This window comes from Variovorax sp. IB41 (assembly GCF_016405905.1).
Classification (GTDB): domain Bacteria; phylum Pseudomonadota; class Gammaproteobacteria; order Burkholderiales; family Burkholderiaceae_C; genus Variovorax.
In genome coordinates, this window is the sequence record NZ_JAEFCB010000003.1 from 297,844 (window position 1) to 316,742 (window position 18,899).

Genomic DNA, 18,899 nt, shown 5'->3' on the forward strand with positions numbered 1-18,899 from the left:
TTGGTGTTGGCTTGGAATCGATCGGTCAGGGTTGCTGCCAGCGCAGCAGGCGCTTCTCGGCAAAGGCCAGCAGCGCATTGCTGGCGAACCCGATGAGTCCGAGCAGCACGATGCCGGCGAAGAGGTCGCTCGCGCGGAAGGCACGCGCGGCCAGCAGAATGGCCTGGCCCAGGCCGCTTTGCGAGGCGATCATTTCGCCCACCACCGCGACGATGAGCGCGATGGTCAGCGCGAGCCGCATGCCGGCCAGGATGTCGGGCATCGCATTGGGCAGGCCCATCTTCCAGATGTACGCCGCGCGCGACATCTGCAGGCAGCGCGCCACTTCCGCCAGACGCGGCTCCACGGCCGCGAAGCCATGCACCGTGGCCAGCAGCACCGGCCACATCGCGCCGAACGCGACCACGAAGAGCACCATGCCGGGGTTGAGCCCGAAGATCGCAATCGCGAGCGGCAGCAACGCCGATGCGGGCAGCGGGCGGATGAATTCGAGCGTCGGCTGCACCCACGCGCGCACCGCGGGCGACACGCCGATGGCCGCGCCCAGCACCACGCCGAAGAGCGAGGCCAGCAGCCAGCCTTGGACCATGCGGCCGACCGTCGCCTGCGTGAAGGCGAGCAGTTCGCCGTTGCCGGTGTTTGCAGCACCACCGGAGAGATTGAGCCCTTCGAGCAGGCTCGCGAAGGTGGCCTGCGGCGTCGGCAGGAACACGCGGCTCACCCAGCCCGCGTTGCTCGCGACCCACCAGAGTGCGACCAGCGCACACAGCACGGCGAATGAGCCGAGCCAGTTCAGGCCCGAGGGCGCACGGTCGTTGCCTTTCATGGCGCGACCCCCATGCGCCGCGCGACCGTGCGCTGCAGCAGCACCATGCCCGCATTGACCGCGAAGCCCACCACGCCGATCCAGCCGAGCCACGCGAGCATCAGCGCGGGGTCCAGGCTCTGTTGCGCGATCATCATCGCGTAGCCCATGCCGTTGGGGTTGGCGGCGATCTCCACCGTCACGGCCACCACCAGCGCCACCGCCACGCCCAGACGCAGCGCGACGAACAGGCGCGGCACGATGGCCGGCAGCACGATCTTGAACGCACGCTCGCGCGCCGAGAGGCCGAGCACGCGGCTCACTTCGAGCAGGCGCGGCTCGATCTGCTGCACCGCCGATTGCACCAGCACCAGCAGCGGCCAGAAGGTGGCGAAGGCGACGATGGCCAGCTCCATGCGCACACCGAAACCGAAGGCCAGCATCGCGAGCGGAATCAGCGCGACCGAAGGCACAGGCCGCAGTATTTCGATGGAGAGCGAGCCCAGCTGCGCGGCACGGCGCGAAAGGCCGAGCACCAGGCCCAGCGCGATGCCGAGCACTGCGCCGATCAGCAAGCCGAGTGCCGCCGTGCCGAGCGTGAAGCCCGTGGCCTGCCAGAGCGAGCCGTCGAGCGCCGCGCCGACGAAGGCCTTGGCCGCCGCGCTGGGCGGCGCGAGCGCATCGCTGCCCAGTGCAGCCGCGCGCCGCGCGTACCACTCGAAGGCGCCGACCAGCACCGCGGGAAACACCCACGGCCGCAGCCAGCGGAAGACGCGGCCTTCAGTCATGGCCTTGCTCGATGAAGGCGAACAGCTCACGCCGCAACTGCAGGTAGTCCGGATGCTCCTTGGTCGTGAGCTGGTCGCGCGGGCGCGGGATCTTCACGTCGATCATCCGCGCGAGGCTCGGCCGTCCGGGGCCGGGGTTGGCCTGCAGCGCGATCACGCGGTCACCCAGGTAGATGGCTTCTTCGAGGTCGTGCGTGACGAACAGCACCGTGAGGCCGTCGTCGCGCACCAGCCGCGCGAGCTCGTCCTGCAGGCTTTGGCGCGTGAGCGCATCGAGCGCGCCGAAGGGCTCGTCCATCATCATCAGCTCGGGCTTCTGGGCGAGACAGCGCGCGATCTGCGCGCGCTGCTGCATGCCGCCCGAGAGCTGCACCGGAAACTTCTGCGCGTGCTTCCCGAGGCCGACCTTGCCGAGCACATCGGCGATGCGCGGCGCGCGCTCGGCGGCGGGCACGCCGGCCGCCTCGAGCGCAAGGCTCACGTTGCCTTCCACGGTGCGCCAAGGCAAGAGCGCACGGCCGTAGTCCTGGAATACGAAAGCCACTTCGCGCGAAGGCGCTGTCATCTTCACGCCGTTGCGGCGCACCTCGCCGGCGCTCGCGGTGACGAGGCCGCTGGCCGCGCGCAGCAGCGTCGTCTTGCCGCAGCCGCTCGGGCCGACGATGCAGACGAACTCGCCGCGCGCCACGTCGAACGAGGTGGGCGAAAGAATCTCGCGGCCGCCCAGGCAGATGGTGACGCCGTCGAAGCGCAGGAAAGGCGTGGCAGGCACCGTGGAACTGGCCGGCGAACGCGCGGCGCTCACGGAAAGCGCAGCGCGCGCGGTGATCGGGGCAGGGGAGGAAATCACTTGGCGATCAGCTTCGCAACGTCGATGTTCGTCTTGAGCATGTCCTGCTCCTTCATGAGCCCGGTCCAGTAACCGAGCTGCTTGTCGGTGACCACCGGCCCGGGCGGCGAGACCTGCACCTTGGCCAGCACCTCGGGTGGCAGCTTGATGTACTTGCCGATGGCCGCGCGCACCTTCGCGTCGTTCCTGGCCTGCTGCATGAAGCCGCCGGACTCGACCAGCGCCTCGCGGAACGCGCGCGCCGTCGCGGGGTTCTTCGCCACCCACTCGCGCTTGGCCGCATGCACGATGGTCTGGTTGTTCTCGGGCAGGAAGGTCGAGTAGTAGGAGGCCACGTAGCCCGCGCCGCTCTCGGTGATGCGGCTCATGAACGGATCGGCCGAGACCACCGCATCGACCGAGCCGCCGCGCAGCAGGTCGGCATGCTGCGGGAATGAGGCCTCCACGAAGTTGACCTTGCGGTAGTCCACGCCGCTGTCTTTCAGCCACGCACGGAAGGTCACGTGCAGGAACGCGCCAAGGCCCGGCACGCCGATCTTCTTGCCCACGCAGTCCTGCGCGCTCTTGATGCCCGAGCCCGCGCGCGCCACCAGGCCGAAGCCGGTGATGGTCTTGGAGGTGAGGCCGCCGCCGGCCACCAGCACGAGATCGAGCCCGCCGTCCACCGCCTGCAGGAACACCGAGGGCGTGGGGCCGCCGATCTGCAGCGAATCGGACTGCAGCGCCGCGGGAATCGTGGAGTTGAGCGGAATGAACTTGAGCTCGACATCGAGCCCGCGCTTCTTGAAATAGCCCTCTTCGGCCGCCACGAAGACGGAGGCGAAATCGGTCACGGCGGTGTAGCCGAACACGATCTTCGGATGGGACTGCTGCGCGCGCGAAGGCAGCGCGGCGGCGGCCGATGCGGCCGCGAGCGCCGACAGCAGGGTGCGTCGTTTCATCATGTCTTCGGTCTCCGGGTGGGGGTTTTTTGTTGTGCGCGCGGGAGCTTGGATTTGGGTTTGGGCTTGGGCAGCGCGGCGCGCAGGCCGCCGACGATGAAGTTCACCAGCATCGGCGCCACGGCCGGGTCTGCGCGCTTGTTCTCGCCGCGCGAGAGCCGTTCGATGCGGCTGTCGTTCAGGTGGTGCAAGAGCGCGCCGAGCGCGAACTGGTAGCCCCATGCGACCTGGGCGCGCGTGGCATGCGGCAGTGCGAGGTGCAGCGCGTCGATGTAGGCGGTGGCCAGCGGATCGAAGTAGCCGCGCAGCACGCGGTCGGCCTCTTCGGTCGCGTGGTAGAGCTCGCGCGCCACCAGCAGCGCGTAGTACTCGCCCTCGGCGCTCGCGCGCAAGGCAAGCACGGGCGCGGTGAAGGCGTCGATGATGCGCGGCAGCGTGTGCGCGTCGTCGGGGTCGTTGTTCACTTGCGCCAAGCCCGCGAGCCGCTCCTCGATGGTGTGGCTCCAGTGCTCGAAGATGGCGTGGAAGAGCTCGTGCTTCGGCCCGAAGTAGTAGCCCACCAGCGCGAGCGGCACGCCGGCCTCCTCGGCGATCTGCCGGATCGTCACCGCGTGGTAGCCGTGCTGCGCGAAGAGCTTCTCGGCGGCCAGCAGGATGGCCTGGCGGCGGTCGGGCCGGGCGGCTTCGGCGGTGGCGGTAGTGGTGGCCGCGGCCCGGGAAGTGCTGCGCCGGGCGGTCGGGGTGCGGGTGCTCATGGGGGCGTATTGAACGCCTGTACAAAAATGTTGAACACACGTACAAACCCTGAGGTCAACCCCGATTGAGCACGGTCGTTCGCAGCGCTACGCTCGGGTCATGCCTGTTTCCAATGTTCCCAACATCCCCCAGATCCGCCTCTATCAAGACTGGCTGCGCGCGCAGCGCGGCCTCTCGTTCGACACCTACGACGCGCTGTGGCGCTGGTCCGTCACCGACCTCGATGCGTTCTGGCAGAGCATCTGGGACTACGCCGGCCTCGCGTCGCCCACGCCGCATACCGCGGTGCTCGCGGAGGCGACCATGCCGGGTGCGCGCTGGTTCCCGGGCGCACAGGTCAACTACACGCGCGAGGTGCTGCGCCACGCCGATGCGGCGCATGCGGCGGGCATGCCCGCCATCGTGAGCGACAACGAACTGGGCCAAGTCCGCGAGCTGTCGTGGCCCGAGATGCGCCGCCAGGTCGCCGCGGTCGCGCTCACGCTCAAGTCGCTCGGCGTGCAGCGCGGCGACCGCGTGGCGGCCTACATGCCCAATGTGCCCGAGACCATGGTCGCGTTTCTCGCGTGCTCCAGCATCGGCGCGATCTGGAGCGTGTGCGCGCCCGACATGGGCACGGCCGCCGTGGCCGACCGCTTCCGCCAGATCGAGCCCAAGGTGCTCGTCGCCGTCGACGGCGTGCACTACGGCGGCAAGCCGCTCGACCGCAGCGCCGTGCTGCAGGAACTGCGCGGCCAGTTGCCGAGCGTGAAGAAGCTGCTGCTCGTGAAGACACCTTTCGCCGCGAGCCCCGTCGAACACGACATCGACTGGACCGAGGCCACCGTGCGCAACGATGCCGAGGTCGCCGCGTTCGAGCCCGAATGGCTGCCCTTCGACCACCCGATCTGGATCGTCTACTCGAGCGGCACCACGGGCCTGCCCAAGCCCATCGTGCACGGGCAGGGCGGCATTCTCTTGACCATGCACGCCTGCGGCCTGCACAGCGACGTGGGCGCAAGCTACGGCGCCAACAACTTCGGCGAGCGCTACCACTGGTACAGTTCCACCGGCTGGGTGATGTGGAACTCGCAGCTCTCGGGCATGGCCTTCGGCGCGACCATCTGCATCTACGACGGCAACCCGGCGGGCAGCAAGGAGGCGCCGGACTGGGGCGTGCTGTGGCGCTTCGTCGCGCGGCACAAGGTCACCTTCTTCGGCGCCGGCGCGGCCTACTTCACCAACTGCATGAAGGCCGGCGTCGTCGCGAAGGAATGCGGCGATCTTTCGCGCGTGCGCGCGCTCGGCAGCACCGGCTCGCCGCTGCCCGACGAGGTGCAGCGCTGGGGCTCGCAGCAGATCCTCGATGCGGGCTCCAGGGAAGTCTGGTGGTGCAACATCTCCGGCGGCACCGACTTCTGCGGCGCCTTCGTCGGCGGCAACCGCGAACTGCCCGAGGTGCCGGGCCAGATGCAGTGCCGCGAACTCGGTCACGCGGTCGAGGCGTGGAACGAGCAGGGCCAGCCGGTCATCGGCGAGGTGGGCGAGCTGGTCTGCACGAAGGCCATTCCCTCGATGCCGCTCTACTTCTGGGGCGACGAGGGCAACGCGCGCTACGTGTCGAGCTATTTCGACACCTACCCGGGCGTATGGCGCCACGGCGACTGGATCAGGATCGGCGAAGACGGCGGCTGCATCATCTACGGCCGCAGCGACGCCACCATCAACCGCCAGGGCCTGCGCATGGGCACCAGCGAGATCTACAGCGCGGTCGAAGGGCTGCCCGAGGTGCTCGACTCGATGGTGGTCGATCTCGAGTACCTGGGCCGCGACAGCTACATGCCGCTCTTCGTGGTGCTGCGCCCGGGAGTGGCGCTCGACGAGGCGATGTGCGCGCGCCTGAACAACGCGATCAAGACCTCGCTCTCGCCGCGCTTCGTGCCCAACGACATCTTCCAGGTGGCCGAGATCCCGCGCACGCTCTCGGGCAAGAAGCAGGAGCTGCCGATCAAGAAGCTGCTGCTGGGCCAACCGATCGAGAAGGTGGTGAACCGCGAGGCAATGGCCAATCCCGGCAGTCTCGACTGGTACGTGGCCTTCGCCGCCGAGCGTGCCTCTGCATGATGTCCCGATGAAAAGACGTACCAGCCTCCTGATGCTTTCCGCCGCGGCCGGCGCCTCCGTGCTGGGCGCCTGCGCCTCTTCCGCGCCGGCATCGAAACCCGCTGCCAGCGCATCGCTGCGCGTGAGCGGCACGGTCGCCTACCGCGAACGCATCGCGCTCGACCCCGCGGCCGAAGTGGTGGTGCAGCTGCTCGATGTGTCGCGCATGGACGCGCCTTCGGTCACGCTCGCCGAGCAGCGCATCAAGGCCAACGGCAGGCAGCCGCCGTTCGCCTACGAGCTGCAGGTCGAGGCGGGTCGCATCGATCCACGCATGCGCTACGCGGTGTCGGCGCGCATCCTGCGCGGCGAGCAGCTGCTGTTCATCAACGACACGCAGTACCCGGTGCTCACGCAGGGCAGCGGCGCCACCGCCGACCTCGTGCTGGTGCGCGTCACGCCGTCGCCGCACTGAACGGCGCCGGCGCTCAAGGCGTCATCAGCTCGTAGAGCACCATCCGCGTCTGCCGGCCGCGCAGCTCCACCAGTTCCTCGATGCGACGGGTGCGCAGGCGCCCCTTCAGGCCCGCGAAGGTGTCCTCCGACACCAGTGTCTGCGTGCCCAGCTGCTTGTTGATGCCCTCGATGCGGCTGGCCACATTGATGACGTCGCCGAACGCGGTGTACGAGAGCCGGTCGTTCGAGCCCAGCACGCCCGCGATCACCACGCCGGTGTGGATGCCGATGCGGGTGCGGAATTCGGGCAGGCCCTTGGCGCGCCACTGCCGGTTGAGCTCGTTCATCTGCGCATGCAGCTGCAGCGCGGCCAGGCAGGCGCGGTACTCCGCGTCCTTCATGTCCGCGGGCGCGCCCCACAGCACCATGATGCCGTCGCCGATGAACTTGTCGACCACCCCGCCGTAGCGCGCGAACACGCCGGTGGCGAGGTTGAAGTACTCGGTCAGCATGCCCACCAGCACGTCGATGGGCAGCGACTCCGAGATCGAGGTGAAGCCCTCCACGTCGGTGAACATCACCGTCACGCGCCGCGCCGCGCCGTTGGGCGCGAGCGAATGCCCTTCGGCCACGAGCTGGTTGATCACGTCCACCGGCACGAACTTGCTGAAGGCCTTCAGGCTGCGCGCCGAGTCGTCCAGCGCCTGGTCCAGGTGCTGGATCTCCAGCACGCGGCTGGGTTCGCGCGGCAGGTTGTCCAGCTCCAGCAGGCCGATGCGCCGCGCGATGCGCGAGAGGTTCTCCACCGGCGCCGTCACCAGCTTGGACAGCTTGAGCGACATGAACAGCGCCAGCGCCAGGAACACCAGCGCCAGCAAGAGGCCCCAGAGCACCGCGCGGCGCAGGTCGCCCAGCACCATGTCCTCGGGCACCCAGCTCACCAGCTCCCAGCCGGTGGAGGGGATGAGCGAGGTCTGCACCAGGTAGCGCTGGCCGTCGAAGTCGAACGAGAAGGTCGAATCGTCGCCGCCGCCCGCGGTGCCGTCGGCGACCATGTGCGCGTGCAGCGCACCGAGCACGCCGGTGGGCGGCGCGAGCTGGTGCAGCACGCCCGGCTGGTCGCTGCGCGCGAGCACCTTGCTGTCGGCGCTCAGCAGCGCGCTGTTGCCGTAGCCGTTGCTGCTGAAAAGGCGCACGAACTCCGACAGCCGCCCGAGCGACACGTCGCCCGCCGCCACCAGCGCCTTGGTGCCGCCCTCGGCGTAGCGGCGCTCGCCCGGCAGCGCGTAGGTCACGCCCAGTTCCTGCGCCGCGGCGAACACGTAGGGCTGGGTCCAGATCGGCCCGCCCCGCTTGCTGGCCTGCTCGAACCAGCCGCGCCGCGTCGGGTCGTAGCTGCTGCGAAACGATTCGATGCGCTGCGTGGCAAAGCGCTGCTGCACGTCCAGCTCCGCGCCGAAGGGCCGCTTGTACTGCCAGGTCTCGGTGGTGAATTCCTTGGCCGCAGCGATGTGCCGGATCGCGGGCACCGGGTAGCGCAGCGCCATCAGCATCTGGCCGCTCTCGTTGGCGACATACACGCTGTCCAGCTCGGGCGATTGCTGCAGCAGGGTCCAGAGCAATTCGGCGGTGCGCTCGGAATGCTCGCCCGCGGGGCTCAGGCTCGGGGCGCTCCCGATGGCGCCGACCGCCGACTCGGCCTTCGCGAGGAAGGCGAGCACCTTGTCCTCGATGCGGTCGTGGTTGGCCCGATGCGCGGAGGTGCCGATGTTGGACACCAGCCGCTGCGAGCCCCAGTAGCCGAGCGAGACCAGCAGCAGCGACTGGGCCAGCGCAACGGCGCTGACGATGGTGCCCACGTCGACCCTGAAGCGCCGCGAGCGCCGGGGTGGGGCCTCGGCCGCGGTTGCCGGCGGCGGGCGCGGACTGGCGGATTCAAACGGCGGCTTTCCCGCCACATCCGGAGACCCGGACGAGTTCATGTTCATACAGCTCCCTGTCGACGACTCGAACGCATCCGCTGCGGATCGGCCGCGGATCGGCATCGGTCGGGCTCGCCGTCCCGATCATGGTTGTCGGAAATTCTGGCGAGCGCGCCGGACGCGGGAGGGATTTTGCGCGAGTTCGGCTTTTGCGTGCGTTAGTGCCCGCTCGTGCGGGAGCCCGCGGCGGCTAGTGCGCGTCGTGGAAGATGAGGCCCACCGTGTGCCGCCGCCCCGAGCGCAGGCGGCTCACGCCGTGGCGCATGGTCACGCGGTAGGTGCCGCGCGTGCCCGCCACGGGGCGCTGGTTGACCGCGAAGATCACGGCCTCGCCCTGCGCGAGCGACACCACCTCGGCGCGCGACTGCATGCGCGGGCGCTGCTCGGTCAGCACGAACTCGCCGCCCGTGAAGTCCTCGCCCGGCCGGCTCAGGAGCACGGTGAGCTGCAGCGGAAACTGCAGGTCGCCGTACAGGTCCTGGTGCAGGCAGTTGTAGTCGCCCTCGCCGTAGCGCAGCAGCAGCGGGGTGGGGCGCAGCTGGCCCGCCGCATGGCAGCGCGCGAGGTAGGCGGCGTGATCGGGCGGGTAGTCGGCCGGCTGGCCCATCGCGCTCGCCCAGGCATTGGCCAGGGGCGCGAGGCGCTCGTACAGCGCGCTGCGCCATGCGGTGACGAGCGGCGGCAGCGGGTTCGCGAAGTACTGGTACTCGCCCTGGCCGAAGCCGTGGCGCTGCATGACCACGCGGCTGCGGAAGTGGCCGCCCTCGTCGTACATCGCCGCGAGCCGGGCGCATTCCTCGGGGGTGAACAGCTGGCCGGTGGCGGCGCAGCCGCGGGTGGCCAGATCGGTCTCGATGCGGGGCCAGTCGAGCGCGTCGATGCGGGAAACGTGGGTTGTTGTCATGCTCGCAGTGTCTCGCCGGCGCGCGCGCGGGGCTCGCCGTTTTCGGACACCGGTATGCCATCGCGGCCCTTCGACCCTTCGACCCTTCGCGCGCGGGCTGGTGGGCGCCGGGGGTTTTGAGCGATCATCCGGCGATGGCAAGAGAAAAATCCGTCGCACGCGAAAGCACCGCCGCGCAGCTGGTCCAGGGCCGGCCGGTGGCAACGCTGGGGCGCGGCATGACCTTGATCAAGACCGGCAAGACACCGCGTCCCGTGGTGCGCCCCGAGGACAACACGACGGCGCTGCTGAAGAAGGCGGCCCGCGCGCTCAACAAGCCCGGCATCGACCGCTCGGTCGTCTTCCACGGCCCCAACGCGGCGCGGATCTTCGCCTACTACGCCGACCCGCAGGACCCGACCCGTGTCGTTCGCGAAGCGGCCGACGGCACCAAGGTCACCGGCAGCCTGGTCGACGGAAAGTTTCGCGCGAGCAAGGCGTGAGCCGCCGCCCCCCGACGCTGGAAAAGCTCATCGACCAGACGCGGGGCCCGCGTCCGGTGGCCTTCGTCCTGGCCGGCCACAACGGCGCCGGCAAATCCACCCTCTGGTATTCGCGCCTGGCCGCCTCGCTGCGCATGCCGCTGGTCAACGCCGACCGGATGATGATGTCCATCCTGCCCGACGCCGACCCCAGGACCGGCCACATCCCCGCCTGGGCCCAGCAGCTGCGCGACGACGACCAGAAATGGCAAGTGCTGTCGCAAGAGGGCGTGCGCGCCTTCAAGAGCCTGGTGATGGACCAGCGCATGCCCTTCGCGTTCGAGACGGTCTTCTCGCACTGGCAGCCGCTGCCCGGCGGCGGCCATGCGTCAAAGGCCGACGACATCCGCGCGATGCAGCAGGCAGGCTACTTCGTGGTGCTGCTGTTCGTAGGGCTCGTGTCGGTGGACATGTCGGTCTTTCGCGTGAGCACGCGCAAGCAGCAGGGCGGCCACGACGTCGATCGCAAAAAGCTCGTCGAGCGCTTTCCCCGCACGCAGGCCGCGGTCGGGCACGCGACGCAGATCGCGAACATGACGCTCATGTTCGACAACAGCCGCTCCGAGAAGAATGCGTTCGCGCTGGTGCGCGCGCAGGCCCGCAAGAAGATCCTGTTCGATGCGCGGGACCCGCAGTTCGACGTCGATCCGGCACTGCGCGCCGTCTGCGATCCATGGCTCGGGAAAGTCGCCGGGCCGTTCAAGGCACGCCGGAAACCATCGGCCAAACCGCCGGCCAAACCACCAGCGAAGAAGACTGCGCCGCCGGCACCATCAAGCACCAGGAAGTAATCCCATGAGCACTCCCACATCCCCCGCCGATCAAGGCACCGACGACTGGCAACTCCCCTGGGACGGCGGCTGCCGCTGCGGCCAGGTGCGCCTGCGCATCACGGCGCCGCCGCTGCTGTCGATGGCCTGCCACTGCACCGGCTGCCAGCGCATGAGCGCAAGCGCCTTCTCGCTCTCGCTCGCCATCCCGACGCCGGGCTTCGAGGTTGTCGCGGGCGAGCCCGTTGTCGGCGGCCTGCACGGCGATTCGCACCACTACTGCTGCCCGCACTGCAAGAGCTGGATGTTCACGCGCACCGAGGGCATGGACGAGTTCGTCAACATCCGGCCCACGATGCTCGACCGCCACGAATGGTTCGTGCCCTTCATGGAAACCTGGACCGACGAGAAGCTGCCCTGGGCCACGACGCCCGCGGTGCACAGCTTCGGCAAGCTGCCCGATTTCGCGGCGTTCCCGGCGCTGATCCAGGCCTACGCGCAAGAGGGCGCGCGGCCCGCGAAGGGCTGAGCGATTCGTGTCGCTCAACCTTGGCGCGCCTGTTCGAGCAGCCAGTCGCTGAAGAACTTGAGCAGCGGCCGCTGGTCGGCCCGCTCCGGCGTCACGAGGTAGTAGTTGCGCTCGCCCGAGAGCGGCCGCGCGCAGGCCACCACCAGTTCGCCGCGCGCGAGCTCGTCGGCCACCAGCATCGTGGGCATCAGCGCGACGCCCAGGCCGTGCGAGGCGGCCGCGGCGAGGATGGAGAACAGCTCGTAGCGCGGACCGCCGCGCGCGTTGGGCGCGTCGATCTGCTGCGCATCGAACCACTGGCGCCAGCCGTCGGGCCGCGTGCTCTGTTGCAGCAGCGGCATCTTGGCGATGACCGCGGGCGCCACGGCTTTTCCGCGCGGCAGCAGCGACGGGCTGCACACCGGCACCACGTCTTCGTGCATCAGCAGCAGCGCGCGCGTGCCGGCCCAGTTCTCCACCTGCGCAGGCGTGCCGGCATAAAGCGCCGCATCGAACTCCGCATCGGCGAAGAGAAAGGGGCGGGTGCGCGTCTCGATATGCACCACCACGTCGGGCTGCAGCGCGGCGAAGCCCTTCAGGCGTGGCATCAGCCAGCGCGTGGCGAAGGTGGGCACGGCCGCCAGCGAGAGCGAGCCGCCTTCGCCCTGGTGCGCCATGGCGTCGAGCGTGTCGCGCTCCATCGCCTCGAGCCGCTTGGTGATCTGCCGCGCATAGGCCGCGCCGCTCGCGGTGAGCGCCACGCCGTGCCGCGTTCGGCGAAAGAGCGCGACGCCCAGGAACGCCTCGAGCGTGCCGATCTGCCGCGACACCGCGCTCTGGGTGAGCGCGAGTTCCTGCGCGGCGCGGGTGTAGCTCTCGTGGCGCGCGGCGGCGTCGAAGCACACGAGGGTTTGCAGGGGTGGGATCTTGCGGCGCATGTATGCCTCGGGTGTATGTATGGAGACGGGGCCTCGCCAATGGCGGAGCCGCTCGAACATCTTGCAAGACATTCTACGAACGCATATCTGGGTGAGGATTCATCGTTTGCGCCCGGCCCCCCGCGTGGCTAGGATCGCTCCCATCCCCCTCTTTTTCTCTTTTTCCCCTCTTTCCGGAGACAGCACATGGCCGCCAAAGCGCAATTCCACTGGGACGATCCCCTTCTTCTCGACCAGCAACTGACCGACGAAGAACGCATGATCCGCGACGCGGCCAATGCGTACTGCCAGGAGCGCCTGGCGCCCCGCGTCATCGAGGGCTTCCGCAGCGGCGAGACCGACCCCGCCATCTTTCGCGAAATGGGCGCGCTCGGCCTCCTGGGCCCCACGATCCCCGAGCAGTACGGCGGCCCGGGCCTCAACTACGTGGCCTACGGCCTGATCGCCCGCGAAGTCGAGCGCGTCGATTCGGGCTACCGCTCGATGGCCAGCGTGCAGAGCTCGCTGGTGATGGTGCCGATCTTCGAATTCGGCACCGAAGCGCAGAAGCAGAAATTCCTGCCCAAGCTGGCCACCGGCGAATGGATCGGCTGCTTCGGCCTGACCGAACCCGACCACGGCTCCGACCCCGGCAGCATGGTCACCCGCGCCAAGAAGGTGCCGGGCGGCTACTCGATCAGCGGCGCCAAGATGTGGATCAGCAATTCGCCCATCGCCGACGTGTTCGTCGTGTGGGCCAAGGAAGTGAGCGAAAGCGGCACGGTCGGCCCGATCCGCGGCTTCGTGCTCGAGAAGGGCATGAAGGGCCTCTCGGCCCCCGCGATCCACGGCAAGGTGGGCCTGCGCGCCAGCATTACCGGCGAAATCGTGATGGACGGCGTGTTCTGCCCTGAAGAGAACGCCTTCCCCGAAGTGCAGGGCTTGAAGGGCCCGTTCACTTGCCTGAACAGCGCCCGCTACGGCATTTCGTGGGGCGCGCTCGGCGCCGCCGAAGACTGCTGGCACCGCGCCCGCCAGTACACGCTGGATCGCAAGCAGTTCGGCCGCCCGCTCGCCGCCAACCAGCTCATCCAGAAGAAGCTGGCCGACATGCAGACCGAGATCACGCTGGGCCTGCAAGGCAGCCTGCGTTTGGGCCGCATGAAGGACGAGGGCACCGCCTCGGTCGAGATCACCTCGATCATGAAGCGCAACAACTGCGGCAAGGCCCTGGACATCGCACGCCTGGCGCGCGACATGATGGGCGGCAACGGCATCAGCGACGAGTTCGGCGTGGCCCGCCACCTGGTGAACCTGGAAGTGGTCAACACCTACGAAGGCACGCACGACATCCACGCGCTCATTCTTGGCCGCGCCATCACCGGCATCGCCGCGTTTTCGAACTAACCCCCAGTCTTACTCACTTCGTGTAGACGCCAACCCCCTTCCAAGGGGCGACGCCAGCGGCCCGGCAAAGCCGGTTCCGCGGCATCCTCGAATTGCAGGACAACACCAACGTAGATGACGATGAACAAACCGGCCGCAGCTCTCGACGGCATCAAGGTCCTGGATCTGTCCCGCGTGCTCGCGGGCCCGTGGTGCACGCAGATCCTCGCGGACCTGGGTGCCGATGTCATCAAGATCGAGCGCCCGGGCGTGGGCGACGACACGCGCACCTGGGGCCCGCCCTTCATCAAGGACGCGGACGGCAACGACACCGACCAGGCCAGCTACTTCACTGCCTGCAACCGCAACAAGCGCTCGGTCACGGTGGACATGGCCACGGCCGACGGGCAGGCGCTGCTGCAGCAGATGGCCGCGCAGGCCGACATCGTGGTGGAGAACTTCAAGACCGGCGGGCTGAAGCAATACGGCCTCGACCAGGAGAGCCTGCGCGCAGCCAACCCGCGCCTCATCTATTGCAGCGTGACCGGCTTCGGCCACGACGGCCCGTACGCCGAGCGCGCGGGCTACGACCTGATGATCCAGGCCATGACCGGCATGATGAGCATCACCGGCCGTCCCGACGACGTGCCCGGCGGCGGCCCGTTGCGCGTCGGCGTGGCGCTCACCGATCTTTTCACCGGCGTCTACGCGAGCACCGCGATCCTCGCGGCGCTGCAGGTGCGCGACCGCACCGGCGAAGGCCAGCACATCGACATGGCGCTGCTCGATGTGGGCATGGCCATCCTCGCGAACCAGGCCAGCGCGTTTCTCAACACCGGCAAGGCGCCGCAGCGGCAGGGCAACACGCACCCGAGCCTGGCGCCCTACCAGGACTTTCCGACACTCGACGGCTCGATGCTGCTGGCCATCGGCAACAACGGCCAGTTCGCGCGTTTCTGCGAAGCGGCCGGCCACGCGGAATGGGCAGCCGATGCGCGCTTTGCGACCAACACGCTGCGCGTGAAACACCGCGGCGTGCTGATCCCGATGATGGAAGAACTCACCCGCACCCGCACCACCGCCGACTGGGTCACGCTGCTCGAAGACAAGGCCGTGCCGTGCGGTCCGATCAACGACATCGCGCAGGCCTTCGACGATGCGCAGGTCAAGGCGCGGGGCCTGGCGGTCACGCTGCCGCGCGATGCGGGCGACGGCATCGCGAGCATCACCGGCGTGGCGAGCCCGCTGCGCCTGTCGGCCACGCCGCCCGTGCTGCGCCATGCGCCGCCGGCGCTCGGGCAGCACACGCGCGAGGTGCTCGCCGAGTTCGGCATCGACGCCGCGCGCTTCGACGCGCTGCGCTCGGCGGGCGTGGTCTGAACGCCATGTAGAAAGGACCCACGCGATGACCGACAGCACGACGCACAGCCTCCCGTTCACGGTCCTGCGGATCGACCATGTCGTGCTGCGCGTGAAAGATGCCGAACGCGCGATCGCGTTCTACCGCGACGTGCTCGGCTGCGCGATCGAGAAGCGCCGCGACGACCTGGGGCTCATCCACCTGCGTGCCGGCACGAGCCTCATCGACCTCGTCACGCACGACGGTCCGCTCGGACGGCAGGGCGGCGCGCTCGCCGGCAAGGAGGGGCGCAATGTCGACCACCTGTGCCTGCGCATCGAGCCCTTCGATGAAGCGGCCATTCGCGCGCTGATGGCGCGCCACGGCGTGCCGGTGAACGGCGAGGTGCAGAACAACTTCGGTGCCGAGGGCAACGGGCCTTCGATCTATCTCACCGACCCCGACGGCAACGGCGTCGAGCTCAAGGGCGCGGCCGGCTGAGCGCCGGCGCTTCGCCCACCCCGTCACCCACCCCTTCATCCTCTCTTTTCGAAGTGCAGTGCGGCCCGCGCGGGCCGATTTGTACGCCAGTGTGTCCAGCCGGCGAAGCGCACACACGCGCATGCAAAACGCCCCGGATCTCGACACATCGCGGATACAGCCTGCCGATGTAATTCATTCATCGCCACACGGCATCCCGACGTAGCGATGAATGTCCCGACAGATCACCAACCGACTCACTCACTTCTTTTGAAAGACACTGCCATGAAGACCACCAAGCTCCTCCTCGCCGCCGCCGCTGCTGCCGCCCTCTCCGCTTTCGCCGTTGGCGCCAGCGCCGAGGAATACCAGGGCGTGCTGCAGTTTCAGTCGACCGCCAGCCGCGCCGCCGTGCGAGCCGATGCGGTCGTTGCAGCCCACAGCGCGGACCAGTACGCCGAAGGCGCATCGAGCGGCGTGCCCGTCGCCATCGCGAGCGCCACCGACCGCGCCACGGTGCGCACGCAAGCCGTGGCCGCCGCCCGCGCCGGCGACCTGTACGCCGAAGCCGCTTCGGCCGGTACCGCGCCGCGCCTGTCCAGCACGCTCGACCGCGCCACGGTGCGCGCCCAGGCCGTGGCAGTTGCGCACGGCATCGACACGCTCGGGCTGTAAGTTGGCGTTGCGGCATCTCCATGCAGAATCGGGCGCGCGTCGACGAACGCGCGTCCGATTCTTCAGGGAGATCTCCAATGACAAACCATCCGCTTGCCGCGCGCATTGCCGCGCGGCTTTCTTTTGCGTCCCGTGTGTCCCTTGTGTCCGTTGCAGTGGGCACCGCCGCACTGCTCGCCGCCTGCGGCACGCGCCAGCCGGCACCCCCCGAGCCCCCGCCGCCTGAAGCCACCGCGCGCAACAGCGTGGTCGTGCCCGCGGTCACCTATGGCACCACCGCCAAGGGCGTCCAGTTGAAGAAGGCCGACGATGCGTGCGACGTTCCCGCCTCGCTCAAGCAGGCCGTGCAGGACCAACTGCTCACCCCCTACGAATACCTTCTCGCGCCGCCGGCACCTCTCAACGCCGAGGGCGCACCCGTCCTTCAGATCGAGATCACCGACCTGCTCGCGAACGCGGGCGGTCTCTACGGCGGCCCGAAGATCGTGCAGCTGCGCGGCACGCTCCAGCGCAAGGGCGAGGCACCCGCGCGCTTCACCGCACAGCGCCAGATGTTCATCTACTTCGGCATGCCGCGCAGCACCTGCAGCATGGTCGGCGTGGTGACCTATGCGCTGGGCGAAGACATCGCCAAGTGGCTGCAGAAGCCGGTCGACGGCGCCGTGCTCGGCGAACTGGCCAGCGCTTCCAGCAAGCGCTGAGAGCCGCTAGCCCGCGCGCCCGATGGTCGCGACGGCGAACACCACCACGCCGAGCGCGAGGTTCAGGCTCACCAGCTTGCGCACCGTGTTCAGCCGCGCGGCCGCCACCGGCCACGCGCTCTCTTCGACCGCGCGGCGCAGCGCCTTGAACACCGAGGCGCGGATGTAGACATAGATGCCGGTCATCACGATGGCGATGCTCATCATCGCCTCGATGCGCCAGTGCAGGCCGCGGAAACCGCCGGTCAAGAGAATCATCGACACCCCGCTCACGAACAGCAGCGTGATGGCCGCGTCCACGCCGACGAAGAAGCGCCGCAGCGCCGCGGTCATGGTGCGCAGGCGCAGCGGCGGCTCCAGCGTGGCGACGGCAGCGGGGCGCACCGCGAAATGCATCGTGGCCATGCCGCCGACCCAGAAGGCGGCGGCGACGAGATGAATGAAAAGCAGGATGGCGTAGGGCATGGGTGCCGATCAGAACACCGAACGGTGCGCTCGCGCAATGTCCGCGCGGTTGCGTTAAAACCCATCCTCCGCACAAAGCAAGAAAGATGAGGCCTTCATGACCCGCACCGTCGCCCAGAAACGCGCCGACTTCCGCGCGCTCCACGAACAGGGCTGCTTCGTCATCCCCAACCCCTGGGACACGGGCAGCGCGCGCTACCTGCAGGGCCTGGGCTTCAAGGCGCTGGCCACCACGAGTTCGGGTCACGCATGGTCGCAGGGCCTGGCCGACGGGGCGCAATCGCGCGACACCGTGCTCGCGCACCTGCGCGACATCGTGGCCGCCACCGACCTGCCGGTGAACGCGGACTTCGAGAACGGCTTCGCCGCCGATGCGCAAGGCGTGGCCGAGAGCGTGCGGCTCGCGGTCGAGACCGGCGTGGCGGGCCTGTCGATCGAGGACTCGACGGGCAACGCGGCCGATCCGCTCTTTCCCATCGACGTCGCGGTCGAGCGCCTGCGCGCCGCGCGCAAGGCCATCGATGCGGCGGGCGGCGACACCCTGCTCGTCGGCCGCGCCGAGAACTTCTTCGCGGGCCGGCCGGACCTGGACGACACCATCGCGCGGCTCAAGGCCTACGCGGCGGCCGGTGCCGACTGCCTCTACGCGCCGGGCATCAAGACGCGTGAACAGATCGCCGCGGTGGTCGCGGCCGTGGCGCCCAAGCCCGTCAACCTGCTGGTCGGCGGCGCGAGCGAACTCACGATCAAGGACATCGCCGCGCTGGGCGTGCGGCGCGTCAGCGTGGGCGGCGGACTCGCGCGCGCGGCATGGGGCGGGTTCATCCACGCGGCGCGCGCACTGGCGGAGCAAGGGCGCTTCGACGGGTTCGCCAACGCCGCGGCGGGCAATGAACTCAACGCGTTCTTCCGTCCGTTTGCCGAGTAGCGCGCGAGACGGATCGATGGACGCGCTCCTCGCGGAAATCCGCAGCTGCCACGCCTGCGCCGCGCACCTGCCGCTCGGGCCGCGACCCGTCGTGCAGGCCAGCGCCACGGCCCGCCTGCTGCTTGTCGGCCAGGCGCCGAGCATGACGGTGCACACCACCGGCGTGCCATGGAACGACAAGAGCGGCGAGCAGCTGCGCCGCTGGCTCGGCATCGACCGCGAGACCTTCTATGACGCGACGCGCGTCGCGCTCATGCCGATGGGTTTCTGCTACCCCGGCCGCGGTACCAGCGGCGACCTGCCGCCACGCAGGGAGTGCGCCGAACTCTGGCAGGCGCGCCTGCTCGCGCAGATGAAAGAGGTCGAGCTCACGCTGCTGATCGGCCAGTACGCGCAGCGCCACTTTCTCGGTGCGGCGCGCAAGGCCGGCGTCACCGAAACCGTCGAGGCCTTCGCGGAGTACGCGCCGCGCTTCATTCCGTTGCCGCATCCGTCGCCGCGCAACACGGGCTGGTTCAAGCACCACCCGTGGTTCGAAAGCGATGTGCTCCCCGTGCTGCGCGAGCGCGTGCGGCAGGCGCTCGCGCCATCCTTCGTTCCATAGCGAAGCGAGGCGGTGCCGCGGCCGGCATCATCGAACGCATC

At 69.1% G+C, this 18,899-nt stretch carries 21 protein-coding genes; 12 read left to right on the forward strand and 9 right to left on the reverse strand.

Going from position 1 to position 18,899, the window contains the following annotated elements:
* Nucleotides 1–25 precede the first annotated feature (25 nt).
* From JC881_RS10050 to JC881_RS10070, 5 genes are read right to left on the reverse strand one after another with little or no spacing between them, the layout of a single operon-like run.
* Nucleotides 26–826, reverse strand: a complete 801-nt coding sequence (locus tag JC881_RS10050; protein WP_198785565.1) for an ABC transporter permease — start codon at nucleotides 824–826, stop codon at nucleotides 26–28.
* Nucleotides 823–1,593, reverse strand: a complete 771-nt coding sequence (locus tag JC881_RS10055) for an ABC transporter permease (protein ID WP_198785566.1) — start codon at nucleotides 1,591–1,593, stop codon at nucleotides 823–825. The genes JC881_RS10050 and JC881_RS10055 overlap by 4 nt, the downstream gene beginning before the upstream one ends.
* Nucleotides 1,586–2,443: an ABC transporter ATP-binding protein gene (locus tag JC881_RS10060; RefSeq protein ID WP_198785567.1), complete on the reverse strand. Its 858-nt coding sequence runs from the start codon at nucleotides 2,441–2,443 to the stop codon at nucleotides 1,586–1,588. The genes JC881_RS10055 and JC881_RS10060 overlap by 8 nt, the downstream gene beginning before the upstream one ends.
* Nucleotides 2,440–3,387, reverse strand: coding sequence for an ABC transporter substrate-binding protein (locus JC881_RS10065; RefSeq protein ID WP_198785568.1), 948 nt, complete (start codon nucleotides 3,385–3,387; stop codon nucleotides 2,440–2,442). The genes JC881_RS10060 and JC881_RS10065 overlap by 4 nt, the downstream gene beginning before the upstream one ends.
* Nucleotides 3,384–4,139, reverse strand: coding sequence for a TetR family transcriptional regulator (locus tag JC881_RS10070; protein WP_198785569.1), 756 nt, complete (start codon nucleotides 4,137–4,139; stop codon nucleotides 3,384–3,386). The genes JC881_RS10065 and JC881_RS10070 overlap by 4 nt, the downstream gene beginning before the upstream one ends.
* A gap of 100 nt (nucleotides 4,140–4,239) precedes the next feature.
* On the opposite strand from JC881_RS10070, the gene JC881_RS10075 reads away from it, so the two are divergent.
* Nucleotides 4,240–6,243 carry an acetoacetate--CoA ligase gene (locus JC881_RS10075; protein ID WP_198785570.1) on the forward strand — a complete coding sequence of 668 codons (2,004 nt, stop codon included), beginning with the start codon at nucleotides 4,240–4,242 and terminating at the stop codon, nucleotides 6,241–6,243.
* A 7-nt stretch (nucleotides 6,244–6,250) separates the two neighbouring features.
* On the forward strand, nucleotides 6,251–6,697 hold the full coding sequence (locus tag JC881_RS10080; protein WP_233101673.1) for a YbaY family lipoprotein: 447 nt from the start codon (nucleotides 6,251–6,253) through the stop codon (nucleotides 6,695–6,697).
* A 13-nt stretch (nucleotides 6,698–6,710) separates the two neighbouring features.
* Here the strand turns inward: JC881_RS10080 and JC881_RS10085 are convergent, their stop codons facing one another.
* Both JC881_RS10085 and JC881_RS10090 read right to left on the reverse strand, forming a co-directional pair.
* Complete coding sequence (locus JC881_RS10085; protein WP_198785571.1) at nucleotides 6,711–8,666, reverse strand: adenylate/guanylate cyclase domain-containing protein; 1,956 nt, start codon at nucleotides 8,664–8,666, stop codon at nucleotides 6,711–6,713.
* Between the two features lie 184 nt (nucleotides 8,667–8,850).
* Complete coding sequence (locus JC881_RS10090; protein WP_198785572.1) at nucleotides 8,851–9,564, reverse strand: 2OG-Fe(II) oxygenase; 714 nt, start codon at nucleotides 9,562–9,564, stop codon at nucleotides 8,851–8,853.
* 134 nt (nucleotides 9,565–9,698) lie between these two features.
* Between JC881_RS10090 and JC881_RS10095 the strand changes: the two genes are divergently transcribed.
* Genes JC881_RS10095 through JC881_RS10105 form a run of 3 tightly spaced genes read left to right on the forward strand, consistent with a single transcriptional unit; the run spans nucleotide 9,699 to nucleotide 11,384 of the window.
* Complete coding sequence (locus tag JC881_RS10095) at nucleotides 9,699–10,046, forward strand: hypothetical protein (RefSeq protein WP_233101674.1); 348 nt, start codon at nucleotides 9,699–9,701, stop codon at nucleotides 10,044–10,046.
* Nucleotides 10,043–10,876: a zeta toxin family protein gene (locus JC881_RS10100; protein WP_198785573.1), complete on the forward strand. Its 834-nt coding sequence runs from the start codon at nucleotides 10,043–10,045 to the stop codon at nucleotides 10,874–10,876. The genes JC881_RS10095 and JC881_RS10100 overlap by 4 nt, the downstream gene beginning before the upstream one ends.
* Nucleotides 10,877–10,880: 4 nt before the next feature.
* Nucleotides 10,881–11,384 carry a GFA family protein gene (locus JC881_RS10105; protein ID WP_233101675.1) on the forward strand — a complete coding sequence of 168 codons (504 nt, stop codon included), beginning with the start codon at nucleotides 10,881–10,883 and terminating at the stop codon, nucleotides 11,382–11,384.
* 14 nt (nucleotides 11,385–11,398) lie between these two features.
* Here the strand turns inward: JC881_RS10105 and JC881_RS10110 are convergent, their stop codons facing one another.
* Entirely contained in the window at nucleotides 11,399–12,301 is a 903-nt protein-coding gene (locus JC881_RS10110; protein WP_198785574.1) for a LysR substrate-binding domain-containing protein, read from the reverse strand.
* 186 nt (nucleotides 12,302–12,487) lie between these two features.
* Here JC881_RS10110 and JC881_RS10115 point away from each other — a divergent pair, with 186 nt between their 5' ends.
* The 5 genes from JC881_RS10115 to JC881_RS10135 all read left to right on the forward strand — a co-directional run bounded on the left by JC881_RS10115 (nucleotide 12,488) and on the right by JC881_RS10135 (nucleotide 16,861).
* Entirely contained in the window at nucleotides 12,488–13,687 is a 1,200-nt protein-coding gene (locus tag JC881_RS10115) for an acyl-CoA dehydrogenase (RefSeq protein ID WP_198785575.1), read from the forward strand.
* Between the two features lie 114 nt (nucleotides 13,688–13,801).
* Entirely contained in the window at nucleotides 13,802–15,046 is a 1,245-nt protein-coding gene (locus tag JC881_RS10120; RefSeq protein WP_198785576.1) for a CaiB/BaiF CoA transferase family protein, read from the forward strand.
* 25 nt (nucleotides 15,047–15,071) lie between these two features.
* Entirely contained in the window at nucleotides 15,072–15,506 is a 435-nt protein-coding gene (locus tag JC881_RS10125) for a VOC family protein (protein WP_198785577.1), read from the forward strand.
* Nucleotides 15,507–15,770: 264 nt separating this feature from the next.
* Complete coding sequence (locus JC881_RS10130) at nucleotides 15,771–16,160, forward strand: helicase SNF2 (RefSeq protein WP_198785578.1); 390 nt, start codon at nucleotides 15,771–15,773, stop codon at nucleotides 16,158–16,160.
* 77 nt (nucleotides 16,161–16,237) lie between these two features.
* Nucleotides 16,238–16,861 (forward strand): hypothetical protein, encoded by a 624-nt coding sequence (locus JC881_RS10135; RefSeq protein WP_198785579.1) that lies wholly within the window; start codon nucleotides 16,238–16,240, stop codon nucleotides 16,859–16,861.
* A 6-nt stretch (nucleotides 16,862–16,867) separates the two neighbouring features.
* On the opposite strand, the gene JC881_RS10140 is transcribed toward JC881_RS10135, so the two are convergent.
* A complete protein-coding gene (locus tag JC881_RS10140) occupies nucleotides 16,868–17,326 on the reverse strand; it encodes a CopD family protein (RefSeq protein ID WP_198785580.1) in 459 nt (152 codons plus the stop codon).
* Between the two features lie 97 nt (nucleotides 17,327–17,423).
* Here JC881_RS10140 and JC881_RS10145 point away from each other — a divergent pair, with 97 nt between their 5' ends.
* A complete protein-coding gene (locus JC881_RS10145) occupies nucleotides 17,424–18,254 on the forward strand; it encodes an isocitrate lyase/PEP mutase family protein (protein WP_198785581.1) in 831 nt (276 codons plus the stop codon).
* Nucleotides 18,255–18,270: 16 nt separating this feature from the next.
* The gene (locus JC881_RS10150) at nucleotides 18,271–18,858 is read left to right on the forward strand and encodes a uracil-DNA glycosylase family protein (protein WP_198785582.1); all 588 of its coding nucleotides are present in this window, start codon (nucleotides 18,271–18,273) and stop codon (nucleotides 18,856–18,858) included.
* Nucleotides 18,859–18,899: the final 41 nt, after the last annotated feature.